Origin of the sequence: Marinomonas posidonica, assembly GCF_043643765.1 — a bacterium.
GTDB lineage: Bacteria > Pseudomonadota > Gammaproteobacteria > Pseudomonadales > Marinomonadaceae > Marinomonas > Marinomonas posidonica_A.
The window spans coordinates 51,456-69,122 of the sequence record NZ_JBHZSP010000012.1 but is presented as its reverse complement, the minus strand read 5'-3'; the positions used below and the strand labels follow the sequence as shown (position 1 = coordinate 69,122).

Genomic DNA, 17,667 nt, shown 5'->3' with positions numbered 1-17,667 from the left:
GAGGGGGAGGGGTAAGATAGTTTTCCTCCCTTTGTTGAGGGGAGGCGCTCAAACTGTTCCCTCCCCTTTTAAAGGGGAGGGCTAGGGTGGGGTTTAATAGGAGAGGAATTTGGATATTTATACACGTTTAGGCACTCATTGCCATGACCCGGTGTTTACCACAGTCACCTTGGATGCTGAGCAGCGTGAGCGTGGTCGCCTGAAGTTAACGGCTGCCAATGGTGACACTGTTCGAGTCTTTTTGGAGCGGGGTAAACCTTTATTGGTCGGGGAATTTTTGCGTTCTGAGTGTGGCAAGATCATTAAAGTGGAAGGTGGATTAGAAGCTGTTGCCCATGCCAGTTGTGACAATTGGACGGTATTTTCCAAAGCCTGTTATCACCTAGGCAATCGCCACACTAAAGTGGAAGTGGGCGAGCGTTGGTTACGCATTAAGCCGGATCATGTATTAGAAGACATGCTGCATTTATTGGGCTTAGTGGTTAGCCATGAAGAAGCGGTGTTTAATCCAGAATCTGGAGCTTACAGTCATGGTCATCACCACCACTGATCAGTCCTTGCTGCGCTTGCTGCAGTTAAGCAGTGTCAGCTTGCCTGTGGGTGGGTATGCTTTTTCTCAAGGTTTGGAATACGCCATTGAGAAAGGCTGGTTGAGCAAGCAAGCCGACGTGGCGGATTGGACACAAGTCCAGTTGTTGCAATCTTTTGCTCAGGTGGACTTACCCATTTTGCGTTTGGCCATGGCGGCTTGCTATGAACAAGATGAAGCGAAGCTGGTGGCTTTGAACGATCTGGTGTTAGCGTGCCGCGAGACCAAAGAGCTGAGATTAAACGATACGGCCATGGGAGAAGCTTTAGCACGTTTGATGCGCAGTCTAGACATGGCGACACCGTTTCAGCGCATTGAAGAGGTTAGCTTTGTCATCTTGTTTGCGGTGGCGGCGTGTCATTGGCAAATCGAGTTTGAAACTGCTGCCTTGGGCTTTACTTGGTCTTGGCTGGAAAACCAGATTGCTGCGGCCACTAAGTTGGTGCCGCTGGGGCAAACGCAAGCGCAACAATTATTGGGTGAGTTACAACCCGTGATCTCTGAGGCCATTCAGATAGCAAAAAATCTAGAGGAAGATGATATAGGGGCTGGTTTACCGGCTCTGGCCATCGCCAGTAGCTTGCACGAAACCCAGTATACACGGCTGTTTCGCTCGTAATCGGTGATTTTTTAAGCGTTAAACAAAGGCGCCGTTTCTATAAAAAAGCGCACAGATAAGCACACAAAAGAGGACGTATTTTATGACAAAACCAAAACAAACTCTGCGGGTGGGCGTAGGTGGTCCTGTTGGGTCAGGAAAAACCGCTTTACTGCGTTCTTTGTGTTCTGCCATGCGTGAGCATTACCAGATCGCCGTGGTAACTAATGATATTTATACACAAGAAGACGCGAAATTTTTGACGCGCCATGAAGCCCTAGAAGCGGATCGTATCATCGGGGTGGAAACGGGTGGTTGTCCGCATACGGCGATTCGTGAAGATGCTTCGATGAATCTTGCTGCCATTGATGAATTGGTCGAGCGTCACGGTGAGCTGGACGTGGTGTTTGTGGAATCGGGCGGGGACAATTTGAGCGCCACGTTTAGCCCAGAATTATCTGATTTAACCATTTATGTGATTGATGTCTCGGCGGGAGACAAAATTCCTCGTAAAGGTGGCCCGGGCATTACTAAGTCGGATCTTTTGATCATTAATAAGATCGATTTAGCGCCCCTTGTCGGTGCCTCTTTAGAGGTGATGGATCAAGATGCCAAAGCGCAGCGCGGTTCGCGTCCTTTTGTCTTTTCAAATTTGAAAGCAGCACAAGGTTTGGATGACATCATTCAATTTATCGTCTCAGAAGGCATGCTGGAAGCGAAAAGCTTGCCACCTGCCAAAGCCGTTGTGTAATCGGAGAAATAGTATGAAATATCGAATCTCGAAATCCTGTGTGGCTCTATTCTTGGCTGTGTTTTCCTCTCTTAGTGTGGCGCATCCTGGTCATGGCGAAGGTATGGCGGGATTAGCAGGCTTTGCGCATCCTTTTACTGGCTTGGATCACTTATTGGCCATGTTTGCCGTGGGCGTTTGGGCGGCAAACATGGGGGGCCGCGCGTTGTGGGCGATGCCTCTGTCTTTTATAGCACTGATGTTAGGCGGTGGAGTATTGGCTTACATAGGCGTGACCTTGCCATTCATTGAGCAAGGCATTGTCTTGTCGGTGATGGTATTTGGCACGCTATTGATTGCAGCAAAGCATGTACCTCTTTGGTCGAGTCTCTTGTTGACGGCGGGCTTTGCAACTTTCCATGGTGCCGCGCATGGTTTGGAAATGCCAGCCACCGCTTCAGCTTGGTCTTATAGCCTAGGGTTTATGTTGGCAACGGCGAGTATTCAAGGCCTTGGCATTCTTATGGGGCGCTGGTTCCAGCAGCAAGGTGTGCAAACTATGAATCAAGTGCTAGGCGGTATGATTGCGGGTGCCGGTATGGCACTGGCCATTTTCTAACGCAGCTAATATGGCCGCCACACAGAAAATCTATAAGGTACGGCGACACTACAACAAGTGGGTCGCTGACCAAACACTAGAAGACTATGCGTTGCGATATACCGCGAAGCAAGGTCATACCATGAGCATCGAAAGGGTGGGGCATACCGCATTGGGAGCCGCCGCTTTTTTGGCGCTAGAGGGGCTGGCCGCCGTGATCACCCTAGGTTATGGCTTTACCAATGCGGTAGCGGCCATTTTGGTGGTGCTAGCGGTGTTCTTTGTTACCGGTTTTCCGATTGCCTATTATTCGGCAAAACATGGTTTAGACATAGATTTGCTCACTCGCGGAGCAGGTTTTGGCTACCTTGGTTCCACCATCACCTCGCTGATTTATGCCACTTTTACCTTTATTTTCTTTGCCATTGAGGCGGCCATTTTAGCGTCGGCTTTTGAAGTCTTATTGGGGATTCCGCTGGCCTTGGGGTATGCCTTATCTGCCTTGTTTGTGATTCCTATTGTGACCCACGGTATTCGCGCCATCAGCCGCTTTCAAAACGGCACACAATGGATATGGTTGGTGTTACAGGTCGCTGCCATTGGTGTGGTAGTGAGTCAGGAGTATCGGAACTTTTCCGGTTGGACGGAGTTTGTCCCACAGCATTTACCACAAACGACGCAGTTTGATTGGATATTGTTTGGTGGTGCCGCATCGGTGTTGTTCGCCTTGATGGCGCAAATAGGCGAACAAGTGGATTATCTGCGTTTTTTTCCGAAAAAGAATGCCAGCAATCGCCGTCGCTGGTGGTTTTGGCTTATCTTGGCGGGTCCAGGTTGGGTGTTTATTGGTGCCATTAAAATGTTGCTCGGGTCATTTCTCGCTTATTTGGCCATCACCGACGGGGCCAGTGCGATTCAAGCAACCGATCCGACGTATTTGTATCAGCGCATCTTTTTGTTTCTAACCACCTCGCCGTCTACGGCATTGATTCTCGCCGCTGTGTTTGTGTTTATTTGTCAGATGAAGATCAATTTGACCAACGCTTATGCTGGTTCCATTGCTTGGTCGAATTTCTTTTCGCGGTTGACCCATTCTCACCCAGGTCGAGTAGTGTGGCTGGTGTTTAATGTGACCATTGCTCTGTTGTTGATGGAGCTAGGTATTTATCAAGCGCTTGGGGCCATTCTGAGTGTGTTTGCCATCAGCGCGGTGAGTTGGTTGTCGAGTTTGTCTGCAGATTTGTTGATTAATAAACCGCTTGGCTTGAGCCCTCGTGACGTGGAGTTTAAGCGCGCCCATTTGTATGATATCAATCCAGTGGGCACGGGCTCTATGCTGGTGGCGACCAGCTTAGGTTTATTGTGTTATCTCGGTTTGTTCGGTGAGGTAGCGAAGAGCTTGTGTCATTTTATTTCCATTGCGACTTGTTTTGTGTGCGTGCCATTGATTGCGTGGCTGACCAAGGGCAAGTATTACATTGCGCGACAGAGTCCGGAATTGGTGCCCTTGGTGGAAGCGGCAAAACCTCGTCACAGTTTAGTGTGTGGTATTTGTGAGAACACTTTTGAAGTGGAGGACATGAGTTATTGCTCGGCTTATCAGCTGCCGATCTGTTCATTATGTTGCTCGTTGGACTCCAGATGTTTGGACAGCTGTAAGCCCAAGGCCAATATCTCTCAGCAGAGTGATTATTTTCTCAAATTGTTTTTGCCAAGGCGCATTGCGAAAGCCATCAGCAGTCGTTTGGGACGTTTTGCCTCCTTGCTGATCATGATTAACATCATCAACGGCGCCTTAATGATGTTGATTTATCGTCAAATGTCACCCAGCAATGACAGTGAGGCTCTATTACTGCAAGAAACCATGTGGGCGTTGTTTTTTACGCTCTTAATTGTGTCAGGCGTATTGTCCTGGCTGTTTTTGTTGGCACATGAAAGTCGTGTAGTGGCACAGAAAGAATCCAATCGTCAAACGCGAAAACTGACACGAGAAATCGAGGCTCACCAAGAAACGGACCGAGCATTACAAGGGGCGAAGGAACAAGCCGAGCAAGCAAACGAGGCCAAAAGTCGTTATTTGAGTGGTATCAGTCACGAATTACGTACGCCGTTGCAGTCCATTATTGGTTATGCTCAATTGTTGTCAGACAAACAAGATACCCCATCTGGGCATCAAAATGGCTTGGACATTATCCAACGAAGTGGTTTGTATCTTGCTGATCTCATTGAAGGTTTGCTAGATATCTCGAAGATAGAAGCAGGCCGCTTTGACTTATATCGTAATACGGTGAACTTACCGAAGCTGATCGATGAGCTTAATAGTGTGTTTGCTATGCAAGCGCGAGCCAAAGGCATTCAATTCCAGGCGAAAATATTGGCCCCTTTGCCCAATCATGTGGTGACCGATGAGAAACGTTTACGACAAATATTGATCAATCTACTTTCTAATGCAGTCAAATACACTCCGCAAGGCAAGGTACAATTTGAAGTGAATTATCGTAACCAGGTGGCGGAGTTTGTGATTCGTGATAGCGGATTAGGTATCAAACAAGAGCACTTACAGCGAATTTTTGACCCGTTTGAGCGCGTACGTGATTTGTCTACTGCCAACTTGCCGGGGACGGGCTTGGGACTGACCATAGTGAAGCTCTTGTCGGAGATTATGGGCGGGGATTTGCAAGCCAAGTCGACCTTAGGGGAAGGCAGCGAATTTAAAGTGTCCCTCATGTTACCTTGGGTCAGCGAAGGGGATGTGAGCTTGACCGTTAATCGTCGTATTGTAGGTTATCAGGGTTATCAGCGCAGTATTATGCTGGTAGATGATGATCCCGTCGTACGTGGCTTATTATCGGATATTTTGTCGCCACTTGGTTTTCATGTGCAGGAAGCGCCGGATGCTGAAAGCTGTCTGAATGACGTATTAAGCAGTTCTCCAGACCTGTTTATTTTGGATGTGTCTATGCCGGGCATGGACGGTTTAAGTCTGGCTAAAGTGTTGCGTCAACAAGGCTATTCGGTGCCTATCATTATGCTGTCTGCGGATGTACAGGAACGTCAGCGCCAGCCTGATGAGCAAAGAGTATTCAATCAATACTTGGTAAAACCAGTGAAAAATACGGATTTGTTAGAAGCCATTCAAGACTGGTTAGCAGTGCAGTGGATCTATCAGGATGCAGATCAATTAATGCCATTAGCTGATACACTGAGCCAGCAACAGACACTTGATGTCGCCAGCGAAGTGCCTATTCGAGATCATGAAAGCATTCGTGAATTAATCGCTTTTGCTGAAATGGGTTACAAAAAAGGCGTGCGTGAATGTCTTGACCAGATTACCGCAGAGGACAGATTAGATGCCCACCATTTGGCGCAATTGGAAGTGCTATTTCAGGGCTTTCAGTTCGATGGTATTGCGCACTATTTACAACAGCGAAGTATATGAGATAAACAGCTGATGAAGAGTGAGAATCACAATAATGACATAGTGCTGGTCGTAGATGACTCGCCTGATGCATTAAGTTTGATACACGATACGCTCGAACAAGCTCATATGGATGTACTGGTTGCCTTAGAAGGAAAGCAAGCTTTAACGATTGCTAAGCGTATTCGCCCCGACATCATTTTGATGGATGCCATCATGCCTGTGATGGACGGTTTTACGGCTTGTAAAGCCCTCAAGCAAGATCCAGCGTTGGCCAATATCCCAGTCATCTTCATGACTGGCTTAAACCATACGGATGACATAGTGCGAGGCTTGGAAGCAGGAGGTGTCGATTATCTCACCAAACCCATTCAGCCAAATGAATTGCTGGCGCGTATGAAGGTGCATTTATCGAATGCACGTTTAAACAACAATGCTCAGTTTGCTTTGGACAGCATGGGGCAAAATCTGATGACCTTTGATCGCTCAGGCGGTATTGCATGGGCCACACCACAAACTCACGCTTTGATGGCTAAGGCACGACTCACGCCTGATTGGCAAGCTGATCAGCTAAGCCATCTGGTAAAAGATTGGCTGGATCATTCGCCGCAAGAGGGCAACCGCTTGCCTTTATCTCACCTAGAATACCCTTTGACACTGAAGTTTCTGGGTATGACGGAGCAAAGCGAAGCGTTGGTGAAACTGGAAGATGGGGAGCGCTTATCGGGGGCGGAACTGTTGCGTAACCGTTTGTCGTTAACCGAGCGTGAATCACAAGTATTGCATTGGATCGCCAATGGCAAAACCAATCGAGAGATTGGCGAGATTCTGGCCATGAGCCCGCGTACAGTTAACAAGCATCTGGAGCAGATTTTTCCAAAGCTTGGGGTGGAGAATCGAACTTCGGCAGCCGGTGTGGCGCTTCGTATCCAAGCCAATGCCGAGTAAGTTGAGCCGATTTCGCTCAAAATAATCCAAATTGATCGCCGGTTTGGGGTGGCAAGCTGAACCCTGAACAATCTAAATAACCATGACGCTGATCGCTCAAACCATGCTTTTTACGAGCGATGCGAAAGCGCTGATTAATGATGTCAGCAAACAAACCTTCTCCGGTCATTCGTTTGCCAAATCGACTGTCGTAAAGCTTGCCACCGCGCATGTCCATAATGCGTTGTAACACATGACCGGCCCGTTGTGGAAAATGCTGGTGTAACCATTCTTCAAACAGGGGCGCTACTTCGTGAGGCAAACGCAGCAGGATGTAATGAATGGATTGTGCGCCAGCTTCTGCGCTTGCGGCCACTATGCTTTCTAACTCATGGTCGTTAATAAAAGGGATCACAGGCGCGGCCAGTACAGTAACAGGAATATAAGCGTCGGTGAGTGCCCGAATGATGTCTAGACGCTTACTGCCAGATGCGGTTCTGGGCTCTAAAATTCGTTTCAAATCCTTATCTAGAGTGGTCACACTGATGGCAACGTGGACTAGTCGGTGTTTTGCCATCTCCGCTAAGATGTCTATGTCACGAAGAATCAAGGCGCTTTTGGTAATCAAGGAAATAGGCTGCTTGTGTGCTAAGGCTACTTCTAACAAAGCACGGGTGATTTTTAAGTCTTTTTCAATGGGTTGATAGGCATCGGTATTGATGCCTAAGGCAATGGGTTCACACTGATAGTTAGGGTGGGCCAACTCATTTGCGAATAACTCCGCGGCATTGGTCTTTGCCACCAATTTGGTTTCAAAGTCTAGTCCAGGGGACAAGTCCAGATAGGCGTGAGTAGGGCGCGCAAAGCAATAAATGCAGCCATGCTCGCAACCTTGGTAAGGGTTGATGGAAAGATTAAAAGGCACATCAGGGGATTGATTGCGACTGATGATGCTTTTGGCTTTGGCGTAGTGTACTTGAGTTTGCGGATGCCATGACTCGCGGGCGATCAGAGTGTCCTCATTAATATCCTGAGTAACTTGCTGTTTGCTAAAGCGTCCGGTCAGAAGGTTACTGGTGCCGCGACCTTTTAGAGGTGAGTTGAATGGGTTCGAGGACGACATAAAAAAGCCTAAGATACTGTTTATGCGTACAGTATTTTAGGCTTTTTCAGTGTTGCTGCAAGGACTTTTACGAAAAGTCAGTATGTCGCTTATGTCGCATCAGGATAACAAAAGCGATGCCACCGACAAGGCCCGTTAAAGCCCCAATAGGAATGTCTTCTGGTGGAATGATAGAACGCGCTGCTGTGTCGGCCAACACGAGGAAAATAGCGCCAAGTAACGCACTCAAAGGCAGCAGTTTACGATAATCACCACCCACTAAAAGTCGAACGATGTGTGGCACCATTAGGCCAACAAACCCTATCACTCCCGAAAAAGCCACTGCCGCGCCAGTGAGTAAGGCGCAGACTATAATGACAGTAAGGCGAAAGCGGGTGACAGGGATGCCTAAGCTGGCAGCACTTTCGTCTCCTAGCATCATGGCGTTGAGATAACGTGCTTGATAAATCAGGTAAGCACTGCCCAGAAGGAGTGCTGTCAACGGAAACCACAGTTGTTGCCATTGTGCTAAACCTAAACCGCCTAGCATCCAAAAAATCGCTGTGTGTGCCGCTCTGTGATCACCTAAAAAGATTAACAAGTTACCCATTGCAGTGAGCACAAAGGCCACCGCCACGCCGGATAAAATCAATCTGCTGGCGCTGTAAGAGGCGGAAAAATTCGCCACACTGAGTACCATAAAGATACCCAGTAAAGCCCCCATAAAAGCAAACAAAGGCACCGTCATGACGCCGAGAACCATGCCTGTGTGCAGCAAGGCCACAATGGCCCCTAATGCCGCGCCAGAAGACACGCCTAACAGGTGTGGATCTGCTAAAGGGTTACGGGTCACGGATTGCAGCGCAGCGCCTACTATGGCAAGCGACGCGCCGACCATAGCCGCCAATAAGCTTCTTGGTAAACGTACTGCCCAAACAATGCTTTCTTTACCTTTTGACCAATAAGGTTGCGCGTCGAGTAACGATAATTTATGAGCGATGATTTGCCAGACGGTACTTTGAGGAATCGACACTGAGCCAAAGCTCACCGCAATACCAATAAAGACGATCAGACTCAGGCTCAAGAGTAGAATCAACATAGGCATGCTGTTCAGTCGACTTATCACACGCCACTTTTGGATCTTCATTGTGTCGCTCTGAAAGCCTTGGCAAGGCGTTTTATGGCAGCGATGTTTCGTGGGCCCGGTGTGGCTTCCACGTATTCCAATACCACGAAACGATTGTTTTTCACCGCTGGAATGTCTTTGAAGGCAGGATTGCTGCGCATAAAGTCAATTTTTTGCTGTGCTGTAACTTGCCCATAATTCACTATGATGATGACCTCTGGTGCACGATCAATAACCGCTTCCCAGCCAACTTGTGTCCAGCTTTTCGCCACATCATCCAATACGTTAATACCGCCAGCGGCTTCGATCAGTGCCGTCGGCATACCAAAACGACCTGAAGTAAAAGGTTGCTCTTCACCTGAGTCGTAGACAAACACTCTAACTGGTTGATCCAGCTTTGGTAACTCTGCTTGGAAATTTGCCAATGACGTTTGATAGCCTGCTACCAATTTTTTGGCACGCTCTTCGACGTTAAAGATACGACCTAGATTGAGTAAATCTAGGTACATGTCCTGCATGGATACCTTCGCCTTATCCATAATGTGGATGCAGCTTTCAGTGAGTTCGTACACCTTAATTCCCAATGGTGCTAAGGTGTCTGGTGTAACACCGCCACCAACACGCATGCCATAGTTCCAACCCGCAAAGTAAAAGTCAGCATCCGCGCCTAATAAGACTTCTTTGGTTGGGTATTTTGCTGATAATTCGGGCAGTGCGCCTATGCCTTCACGTAGCTCAGGGGCAAGGGTTTTCCATCCCGAAATGCCGGTAAAGCCCACAATATGATCTTGTAGTCCAAGCGCCAGCATCATCTCGGTGAGGTTCACATCGTTTGAAACCGCCGCGGTTGGGGCTTTTTCAAAAGTAACTTGTCGATCACAGCTTTGTACCGTGACTGGGTAGTCATGAGCGCTCGCAGACAGGCTAAAAGTACTGGCGGCAATCGTTAGGCTAATGGCGACGCATTGGCCGAATTGAGAAGAGGTCATGCTTGTTCCTTGTCTTTCTCTAAGTGAAATGAATAGCTTGGACGAGGTGTGTTAGGTTGAGTGTGGGTCACACTTTCAACACTGAACACATTACGAATTTGTTCTGTTGTTAAGGCTTCTAAAGGTGGTGCGCAATCAATAATCTGTCCGGCTTGCATGATGAGAATGCGATCGGCATAGCTTGCAGCCAGGGACAGATCGTGTAATGAAACAATGACAGTGCAAGGGAGTTGTTTGAGCAGTTCCAATACTTCCAGTTGGTGGCGAATGTCTAAATGATTGGTTGGCTCGTCTAGGATTAACACATCAGGTTGTTGGGCTAAGGCGCGGGCAATCATGACTCGCTGTTTTTCACCACCAGATAGGGTTTCAAAACGACGCTCTTTCAGACTAAGTACGTTTAATGCGGCTAACGCTTTATCGATGATTTGACGATCTTCTTGGTTGCTTTTCCAACTTAAAGATTTAGGCGTTAAGCCAATCTCTACCATTTCAAAGACGCTCAATCCAAGGACGTGACCAGCATCTTGTAATACCGTGGCAATGCGTTGAGCACATTGTTTGGCGGATAGTGACCATATACTTTGGTTGTCTAACAGCACCTCACCTTGATCGGGGGGATTCATGCGGTATAAACAACGTAGCAAGCTGGTTTTTCCTGAGCCGTTTGGTCCCACTATGGTTAACAATTCCCCTGCTTTCACTTCAAGATTCAGTCCAGACAAAAAAGCGGATTGCGCTTTAGGCTGAGTCCAGCTGACATGGTTAAGCTGCATGCTGGCAGGGCGGCATGATTGAAACAAATCCATGATGGATAAGCTCATTGAGGCCAAATGGGTAGAGGGCGGCTTAGTGGACATTAAGGTATCTGGCTCACATTTAAAATGTTATAATATAACAAAATAAACCATAATGGAAAGAGACTCAATAGGAGTCGACTTTAAACGGAAAAAAGTCGTTTATTTTGTTGGCGTCACTATAAAGACGTGATGCTCGGTGAACAAGCGAAATCAGGTGGGAATGATTCAGGTAAAGTTGCAAGAGATTGATAAACAAATGACTGGCGTGCATTTATGGCATCGCCAGTCAGCCTATCACCTACGCAATGCTTAGACAGTGAAGCGTTTCACGCGACTCGAAAGCTCGTTGGAGTTGAGTAAGGTTTCATTGACGGAGTGACTGATACGTCGAGACACTTCCATGACTTCTTTTGACATATCAGACAGGGAAGACAAGTTTTCATTGATTTCGTCCGTGACTTTACTTTGCTGTTCCGTTGCGCTGGCGGTTTGGGTGGTAAAGTCGTAGATGCGATCCGCCGATTGCTTGACCGTATTTATGGCGTCCATGGTTTGGTGAGAAAGGTTGGCACTGGAACTGGCCATATCAACACTCTCACTGATGACATTGACAGCACTGCTGACCCCCGTTTGCAAGTCGGTGATCATGCCTTGTATGTCTTCGGTAGAGGCTTGTGTTTTGCTGGCTAATTCTCGTACTTCGTCTGCGACAACAGCAAAGCCTCGACCTTGTTCACCGGCTCTGGCGGCTTCAATGGCGGCGTTTAATGCCAATAAATTGGTTTGCTCTGAAATGCCTAATATCACATCAAGCACAGAGGCAATACGATCAGAGCGCGTGGAGAGTTGATCAATTACAGACGCGGCACCTTGAATTTGATTTGCTAAGGAGTCCAGCTGATTAATCGCATGTTTCAGCTGTTCCACTCCTTGGTCTGCGGAGAGGTTTAACTCTTGTACTTCATCGACTGTCTGAGCGGCATTCTGTGCTACTTCTCTGGTTGCGCCACCCATTTCTTCAACAGCGGTCACCACGAAGTCTAGTGATTGGTGTTGGCGCTCGCTGAGTTGAGCGGATTCTTGCGCAGAGGAACCCAGCCCTGCCATTTCTTCACGAATGTGCTCGCAGCCATTTCTTACCTCACCAATAATGCCGCCAAGTTTACCGACAAAGAGGTCTAATTCTCGACTTAACTCTCCCGTTTCGTCTTTTTTAGTGCTGTTGATACGGCGTGTTAAGTCCCCATCACCGGCGCTGATTTCATGCACACCATAGGTGACTCTTTTGATCGCTCGGGAAATATTGCGCGGCGCAAACCAAGCGAGAGAGATACTGAGGATTAACACCAAGACGGCTAAAATAGCTACGGATAGTTTAAAATTCTCTGCATAAGCGTTAATGTTCTTTAGTTCCAATTCGGCTACTTTACTGATGCGTTCTTCTGATTGATCGTACAAATGACGAAGCTGGGTGAAGCTAGCTTGATTTTCTTCTGTGAGTTTTACAATGGCACGATCATATTGGTATTGTTTTGTGAGCGTGATGATAAATTCAATTTGTTGATGCCATAGTTGATATTGGTTTTCGAAATTCACCAATAAATCTTGTATTTCATCCAGTTCGTTGGTCATCGCTTGAAAGGATTTCATGCGATCGTAGGCTTGTCGAGCGTTCTCAAGCACAATGCTTTCTTGCTCGGCGACATCTACTCCGTGTCTGGCGAATACTAATGAAGCCAAGGCGAGTCGTGATTGATATAAATCGCGATCCGCATTTTGGATGAGGGATGAGCCAGAAGCATATTTTCCCATGTTATTTTGTAAGTGATGAACTAGGCTTTCCGCCGCAATAACGACGACTAAAAAGGTGACGGCCAAGCCGCCAAATGCGAAGGTATAGCGACCCCGAATGGTTTGAAATAGTGACATGAAGCGTTCCTTGAATGTGTAACTATTAATGAATAGAAGTGAATAACTTCCTTGCTATACAACGGTCTAAAACTTTCAAAACGGTTATGAAAAGACAATAGCGCTCATTTAACAGTGGCACTTTATTCATTATGTGCAAAAAAAAAGATTGTAACTTTTTTTATCTGTCTTATTAGGCATGGGGTGACTGGGTGAATGAAGACTGACGATGCCCTGTGTTTTATTAGATGCCTTCGTCAGTTTGAGCGTTTTGCCTAATTACTAAATGGATAGCCAAATTTGCTTCTGTGATGCTTATGGATTATGAGTGATAGGGATGTACCAGTTTTGTGCTTGAATTGCTTGTATCCAACGTTGCACATTGGGGTAATCTGACAGTTGATAAGCGCCGCCTTCTTCGGCGACATGGGTATAAGCGAATAAGCTAATGTCAGCAAGAGTCAGGTGATCGCCAGCGAGAAAGTTTTGTTTAGACAACTGGTTATCCATTAATTTGAGCGCAGTCTGACCTTGTTGAATGCGCTCTGGTAGCATTTGTTCTTTTAGTTCTGTCATGGCGTTATGGGTTAACCAAAAACGTACCGAAGCAATATTTGGTTCGTGGCTGTATTGTTCCCAGAATAACCATTTCATTACTTCTGCTTTGTCGAGAGGGTTACTTGGTAATAAATCAGACTGATGAACTTCAGCCAGATACAACAGAATTGCGTTGCTCTCACTTAGGCATTGGCCATTATCGAGTTCAAGCACAGGAATTTTGCCATTTGGACTGAGGGCGAGAAAGGCTTCTGTACGAGTTTCACTTTGGGTAATGTCGTATTCTTTTAACTGGTAACTGAGTCCCAACTTGGCGCAAGTTAGGCGAATTTTATAACCGTTTCCAGAAGGTAAAAAGTCGTGCAATATCATGCTTATACTCCAATAAAATAGAAAAGGAATACGGTTATCATGGCGTTAGACTAGCATCATGAAAAGCGAATTTAATTGATGGCATTGTTAAGCCATTTTGATGAATCAGCTCAATGAGAGCCAAACAGAGGTGAGCGGTGGATACGGAATTACTTAAGACGCTCGTGGCAATTGTGGATCATGGCAGTTTCCAGCGGGCTGCTATGCAAACTTTTCGCACACCGTCCGCTATTAGTATGCAGATGAAGCGGCTAGAAGAGCAGGCAGGGACTCCGTTATTTGTCAAACAAGGCCGAGAGCAAGCTTTGACAGAAGATGGTCAGCGTTTAGTGCATTACGCCAGACGTATCCTGCAGCTACAAGAGCAGGCTTTAATGTCATTGAAAGGCCCGCAGCAAGGGGCCTTGATTCAATTGGGTTGTCCCAACGATTATGTCGCGAACCTATTGCCATTGATTATGGCAACTATGGAAGAAATGGCGCCTAGACTCAGGTTCCGTATTCGTACTGGTACGTCTATCGAGCTGCGAGAGCTGATGGACAAAGGGGAGGTCGATCTTGCGTTGGTGACACGCTCACCTGGCAGTGATGAAGGGTTAGCTTTGTATCAGGATAAAGGCGTATGGGTAGCGAAAAAAGGCTTTGATTGGCAAGCCAATTTGTCACCTTTGAACTTAGCCATGTACGAGCCAGGTTGTAAATTTCACTCTAGTGCCATTGATGGTTTGCAAAAGAAAGGGGTGGATTACCACCTGTATTGTGTGACGTCTAATTTGGCATTGATCGAAAGTTTGCTGGTGGCGGAAAAAGCCATCTCAGCCATTGCCAGTGTGAGTGTGAATGAAGCGCTAGAAGTGATTGAAAGTGATGTCTTGCCAAGTTTGCCGAGCATTGAAATTGCCTTTAGTCGTTCTGCTGCCGCACCAGAATGGTTGACCATAAAGTGGATTGAAGAAGTGATCACCAAGATACAATCCTAAGCATAAAACTGAGTCATAAGGGAACACATGAAAAGTATCAAAATAGGCATTTATTTATACGAGTTGGCAGAAGTATTGGACTTTTCTGGGCCATTTGAAGTGTTTACGACGGCTTCTAGAATCAGTGAAGATACGCCTTTTGAGGTGTTTCTCATCAGTGAAAATGGGCAGACGGTTTCCGCCCGAGCAGGGTATAAAGTAGTGCCGGATTACAGCATTAAGGACCACCCTGAATTGGATGTGTTGCTAGTTGTGGGCGGTGATCATACTCAGGAAATGAATAAAACGGCGGTGTTGGCTTGGATTGCGCAACAAGCATCAAAAGTGACTTGGTTAACGTCTGTGTGTACCGGTGCTTTTTTGTTGGCCAATGCGGGCGCTTTGCGTGCTCATAAGGTCACCACTCATTGGGACGATGTTTTGGATTTAAGGAAGTTGCACCCCGATCTTGAGGTAATGGAAGGGGTGCGTTGGGTGCAACAGGATAAACAGCTGACTTCAGCGGGTATCTCGGCTGGTATAGACATGAGTTTGCAGTTAGTCAGTTTGTTACACAGTGACCTGCTGGCGGAAAAGACTGCACATCAAATGGATTTTGATTGGACGAAAAATCCGCTCTAGTGAATCATTCACTGTGCGACACATTGTAAAAACGTTCGACATTTTGAGCTACCTGTCCCCACAGTGACGCTTTTACTCTGGCTTGGTGTAGGTCAAAAGCGGCTTGATCAATGAATTCTTCGTAGACTTCAAACCGCAATGGGTTATGAACGTTCTGCGTCACTTTAAAAACCAAGCAGCCTGTTTCTTCTTGGGTTAGCTTAATGTGTTCTGACAGGGCTTGTTGTACCTGATTGAGATCTTGATGGGGCACCATAATGTGCCCAGTGAGTGTGATTTTTGTCATACTTTACCTTCTTCTTGTGTCTGTCTAATGTAATGCGATGACATGAAAGTTTCGTTAAACTAGCAGAATTATTTGAACGCTCCTGTGAGACTTTATGAAACCGAATGATCCTCTGCTACTGGATAACCAACTTTGCTTCGCTTTGTATTCTACGTCTCTGGCGATGACTCAGTTCTATAAAGAGCCATTGGCGAAAATTGGTCTTACTTATCCGCAATATACCATCATGCTAATTTTATGGGAGCAAGATGGTGTGAGTCTGAAGCACATTGCTCAGTCTCTAGGGCAAAAATCAGGTGCATTGACGCCCGTCATCAAACGCATGGAGGGCGATGGTCTAGTGCAGCGTTTACGTGGAGTTGAAGACGATCGTAGTTTGAGTATTGCGCTTACCGAAAAAGGCCGTGCGTTACGAGAACAAGGCTTGGAAGTGAATCGTTGTGTGGCCGAAGCGTGTGGCATTGAGATGCAAGAAGTGGTCGCTTTACGAGACCAGTTAAACCGACTTAAAGCAAAACTAATAGAATAATGGTTGCGCAGTTATTATTATCGCGATAACATATATTTAATAGCTCATTCAGTTGAGCTTTTATTTTAGCTATATAGTTATCGCGATAACTATTTTGAACGGTACCGTTTTAATCATTTAAGGGAGTCTTATTATGCAAGCATTATATACAGCAACCGCTACGACTACAGGTGGCCGCGATGGTCGTTCCATCTCATCTGATAATCGTCTTGATGTGGCGTTAAGCACGCCAAAAGAGTTAGGTGGTGCCGGTGGTGAGGGTACGAACCCAGAGCAATTGTTTGCGGCAGGCTATTCCGCTTGCTTTATTGGCGCATTGAAATTGGTTGCGTCTCAGCAGAAAGTGACACTACCAGCAGACCTAACTGTCACAGCGAACATTGGCATAGGTCCAAATACCAAAGGCGAAGGTTTTAGCATCAGCGCGGATATGACCGTCAGCCTTCCAGGTATTGAAAAAGCGCTAGCGGAACAATTAGTCGAAACCGCTCACAAAGTGTGCCCATACTCTAACGCAACACGTGGCAACATTGATGTGAATTTTGACATCAAGTAAGTCTTAATCTTCTATTGAATAGCCCCTACGAACCTTGTTTCGTAGGGGCTATTGTTGTTTATTTCTGGCTTAAAAGGGCTTTTAAATCGTCACTGGATTCAGGGACTAAAGACACCTTAAGCTGAAAAGGTTTAAACATCTTGTTGAGGATTTCCGCTGTGTAGTTACCTTTGCCGTTCTCCACTTCCGATAGGGTTTTACGTGAGACACCAGTCAATTCTGTATAGGCTTCTTGTCTTAACCCCAACACTTTTACTCTTAATTCTCGAAGTGCTTCCCCTTGACTAAGGTCACCCATTAAAAGGCGTTTCACCACATCTTGCGTGGCGATTTTTTGTTCGTCTTGAGTGAGGGTCGCTAGGTTTTTTGAAGCGCGTTGACGGTTCGCATTTTCTGCAAGAGCTTGAATGTCTTCTACAGCTGTCTTACGCCTAGTAGAACGAGGACGTCTTGTGATTCTCTGAACCGGCTTCGACTCGACACTTGTTACGGTAGCAGCCGAGTTATGATGAGTCAGTGATTCAGTTTCAGCCAGATTAATCTCTAGGTCATCAATCGCTACAGTTGTCTGAGTGTTTTTTGCTTTACTAACTGTGTTTTCGAGTGGGGAACTCTCTGTCGTAGGTATGCTTGTTACTTCGGCTTCAGGCGATTTGATATCAATGGATTTGTCTTTATTGTCATTTGCTTCGACTTTAGCCGATTTTTTACTTTTTTTAGTGACGGCCAACGCCTCTTTTTTAAGTACTTTCTTGTCTTTTTCTGCCTTTTTCGCTTTTAACTTGGCTTGTTTCTTTTTCTTTACCTCAGCCTTTTTGGATTTTGCTTTTGGCTTTTTCATTGGTTGAGGGCTGTCTAATTGATCTTTCATTTTCATATTGGTTGCACTCCAATCAGATTAAGTTCTGCCTACCAAGTAAAGCTACAGGGATAAGATGACAAATAAGTAACAATAGATGAAAGTCGTGTTTTTAGCTAAA

At 46.4% G+C, this 17,667-nt stretch carries 18 protein-coding genes; 10 read left to right on the top strand and 8 right to left on the bottom strand.

Annotation, left to right across the window (positions count from 1 at the left end):
* Nucleotides 1-109 precede the first annotated feature (109 nt).
* From ureE to ACHUFM_RS14200, 6 genes are all read left to right on the top strand, one after another.
* Nucleotides 110-550 carry an urease accessory protein UreE gene (gene ureE / locus ACHUFM_RS14225; protein ID WP_394182966.1) on the top strand — a complete coding sequence of 147 codons (441 nt, stop codon included), beginning with the start codon at nucleotides 110-112 and terminating at the stop codon, nucleotides 548-550.
* On the top strand, nucleotides 531-1,208 hold the full coding sequence (locus ACHUFM_RS14220) for an urease accessory protein UreF (RefSeq protein WP_394182965.1): 678 nt from the start codon (nucleotides 531-533) through the stop codon (nucleotides 1,206-1,208). Before ureE ends, ACHUFM_RS14220 begins: the two co-directional genes overlap by 20 nt.
* Before the next feature lie 82 nt (nucleotides 1,209-1,290).
* On the top strand, nucleotides 1,291-1,938 hold the full coding sequence (gene ureG / locus ACHUFM_RS14215; protein ID WP_394182963.1) for an urease accessory protein UreG: 648 nt from the start codon (nucleotides 1,291-1,293) through the stop codon (nucleotides 1,936-1,938).
* 13 nt (nucleotides 1,939-1,951) lie between these two features.
* Nucleotides 1,952-2,536 (top strand): HupE/UreJ family protein, encoded by a 585-nt coding sequence (locus ACHUFM_RS14210; protein WP_394182961.1) that lies wholly within the window; start codon nucleotides 1,952-1,954, stop codon nucleotides 2,534-2,536.
* 10 nt (nucleotides 2,537-2,546) lie between these two features.
* Nucleotides 2,547-5,954 carry a hybrid sensor histidine kinase/response regulator gene (locus ACHUFM_RS14205; protein WP_394183124.1) on the top strand — a complete coding sequence of 1,136 codons (3,408 nt, stop codon included), beginning with the start codon at nucleotides 2,547-2,549 and terminating at the stop codon, nucleotides 5,952-5,954.
* Nucleotides 5,955-5,966: 12 nt separating this feature from the next.
* Complete coding sequence (locus ACHUFM_RS14200) at nucleotides 5,967-6,881, top strand: response regulator transcription factor (protein ID WP_394182960.1); 915 nt, start codon at nucleotides 5,967-5,969, stop codon at nucleotides 6,879-6,881.
* Between the two features lie 16 nt (nucleotides 6,882-6,897).
* Here the strand turns inward: ACHUFM_RS14200 and ACHUFM_RS14195 are convergent, their stop codons facing one another.
* From ACHUFM_RS14195 to ACHUFM_RS14170, 6 genes are all read right to left on the bottom strand, one after another.
* On the bottom strand, nucleotides 6,898-7,983 hold the full coding sequence (locus tag ACHUFM_RS14195; protein ID WP_394182958.1) for a PA0069 family radical SAM protein: 1,086 nt from the start codon (nucleotides 7,981-7,983) through the stop codon (nucleotides 6,898-6,900).
* Between the two features lie 67 nt (nucleotides 7,984-8,050).
* Entirely contained in the window at nucleotides 8,051-9,109 is a 1,059-nt protein-coding gene (locus tag ACHUFM_RS14190) for a FecCD family ABC transporter permease (protein WP_394182956.1), read from the bottom strand.
* Nucleotides 9,106-10,077 (bottom strand): ABC transporter substrate-binding protein, encoded by a 972-nt coding sequence (locus ACHUFM_RS14185; protein WP_394182954.1) that lies wholly within the window; start codon nucleotides 10,075-10,077, stop codon nucleotides 9,106-9,108. Before ACHUFM_RS14185 ends, ACHUFM_RS14190 begins: the two co-directional genes overlap by 4 nt.
* On the bottom strand, nucleotides 10,074-10,937 hold the full coding sequence (locus ACHUFM_RS14180; protein WP_394182952.1) for an ABC transporter ATP-binding protein: 864 nt from the start codon (nucleotides 10,935-10,937) through the stop codon (nucleotides 10,074-10,076). The genes ACHUFM_RS14185 and ACHUFM_RS14180 overlap by 4 nt, the downstream gene beginning before the upstream one ends.
* A gap of 249 nt (nucleotides 10,938-11,186) precedes the next feature.
* Nucleotides 11,187-12,806 (bottom strand): methyl-accepting chemotaxis protein, encoded by a 1,620-nt coding sequence (locus ACHUFM_RS14175; protein ID WP_394182950.1) that lies wholly within the window; start codon nucleotides 12,804-12,806, stop codon nucleotides 11,187-11,189.
* Nucleotides 12,807-13,100: 294 nt separating this feature from the next.
* Nucleotides 13,101-13,715 (bottom strand): glutathione S-transferase family protein, encoded by a 615-nt coding sequence (locus tag ACHUFM_RS14170; protein ID WP_394182948.1) that lies wholly within the window; start codon nucleotides 13,713-13,715, stop codon nucleotides 13,101-13,103.
* A gap of 137 nt (nucleotides 13,716-13,852) precedes the next feature.
* Between ACHUFM_RS14170 and ACHUFM_RS14165 the strand changes: the two genes are divergently transcribed.
* The gene (locus ACHUFM_RS14165; RefSeq protein WP_394182946.1) at nucleotides 13,853-14,695 is read left to right on the top strand and encodes a LysR family transcriptional regulator; all 843 of its coding nucleotides are present in this window, start codon (nucleotides 13,853-13,855) and stop codon (nucleotides 14,693-14,695) included.
* 27 nt (nucleotides 14,696-14,722) lie between these two features.
* On the top strand, nucleotides 14,723-15,316 hold the full coding sequence (locus ACHUFM_RS14160) for a DJ-1/PfpI family protein (RefSeq protein WP_394182944.1): 594 nt from the start codon (nucleotides 14,723-14,725) through the stop codon (nucleotides 15,314-15,316).
* Nucleotides 15,317-15,320: 4 nt separating this feature from the next.
* On the opposite strand, the gene ACHUFM_RS14155 is transcribed toward ACHUFM_RS14160, so the two are convergent.
* Nucleotides 15,321-15,602 carry a putative quinol monooxygenase gene (locus ACHUFM_RS14155; protein ID WP_394182942.1) on the bottom strand — a complete coding sequence of 94 codons (282 nt, stop codon included), beginning with the start codon at nucleotides 15,600-15,602 and terminating at the stop codon, nucleotides 15,321-15,323.
* 94 nt (nucleotides 15,603-15,696) lie between these two features.
* On the opposite strand from ACHUFM_RS14155, the gene ACHUFM_RS14150 reads away from it, so the two are divergent.
* Both ACHUFM_RS14150 and ACHUFM_RS14145 read left to right on the top strand, forming a co-directional pair.
* Nucleotides 15,697-16,131, top strand: a complete 435-nt coding sequence (locus ACHUFM_RS14150) for a MarR family winged helix-turn-helix transcriptional regulator (RefSeq protein ID WP_394182941.1) — start codon at nucleotides 15,697-15,699, stop codon at nucleotides 16,129-16,131.
* Between the two features lie 133 nt (nucleotides 16,132-16,264).
* Complete coding sequence (locus ACHUFM_RS14145) at nucleotides 16,265-16,687, top strand: organic hydroperoxide resistance protein (protein ID WP_394182939.1); 423 nt, start codon at nucleotides 16,265-16,267, stop codon at nucleotides 16,685-16,687.
* A gap of 58 nt (nucleotides 16,688-16,745) precedes the next feature.
* Here the strand turns inward: ACHUFM_RS14145 and ACHUFM_RS14140 are convergent, their stop codons facing one another.
* Entirely contained in the window at nucleotides 16,746-17,564 is an 819-nt protein-coding gene (locus ACHUFM_RS14140; RefSeq protein WP_394182937.1) for a helix-turn-helix transcriptional regulator, read from the bottom strand.
* Nucleotides 17,565-17,667 lie beyond the last annotated feature (103 nt).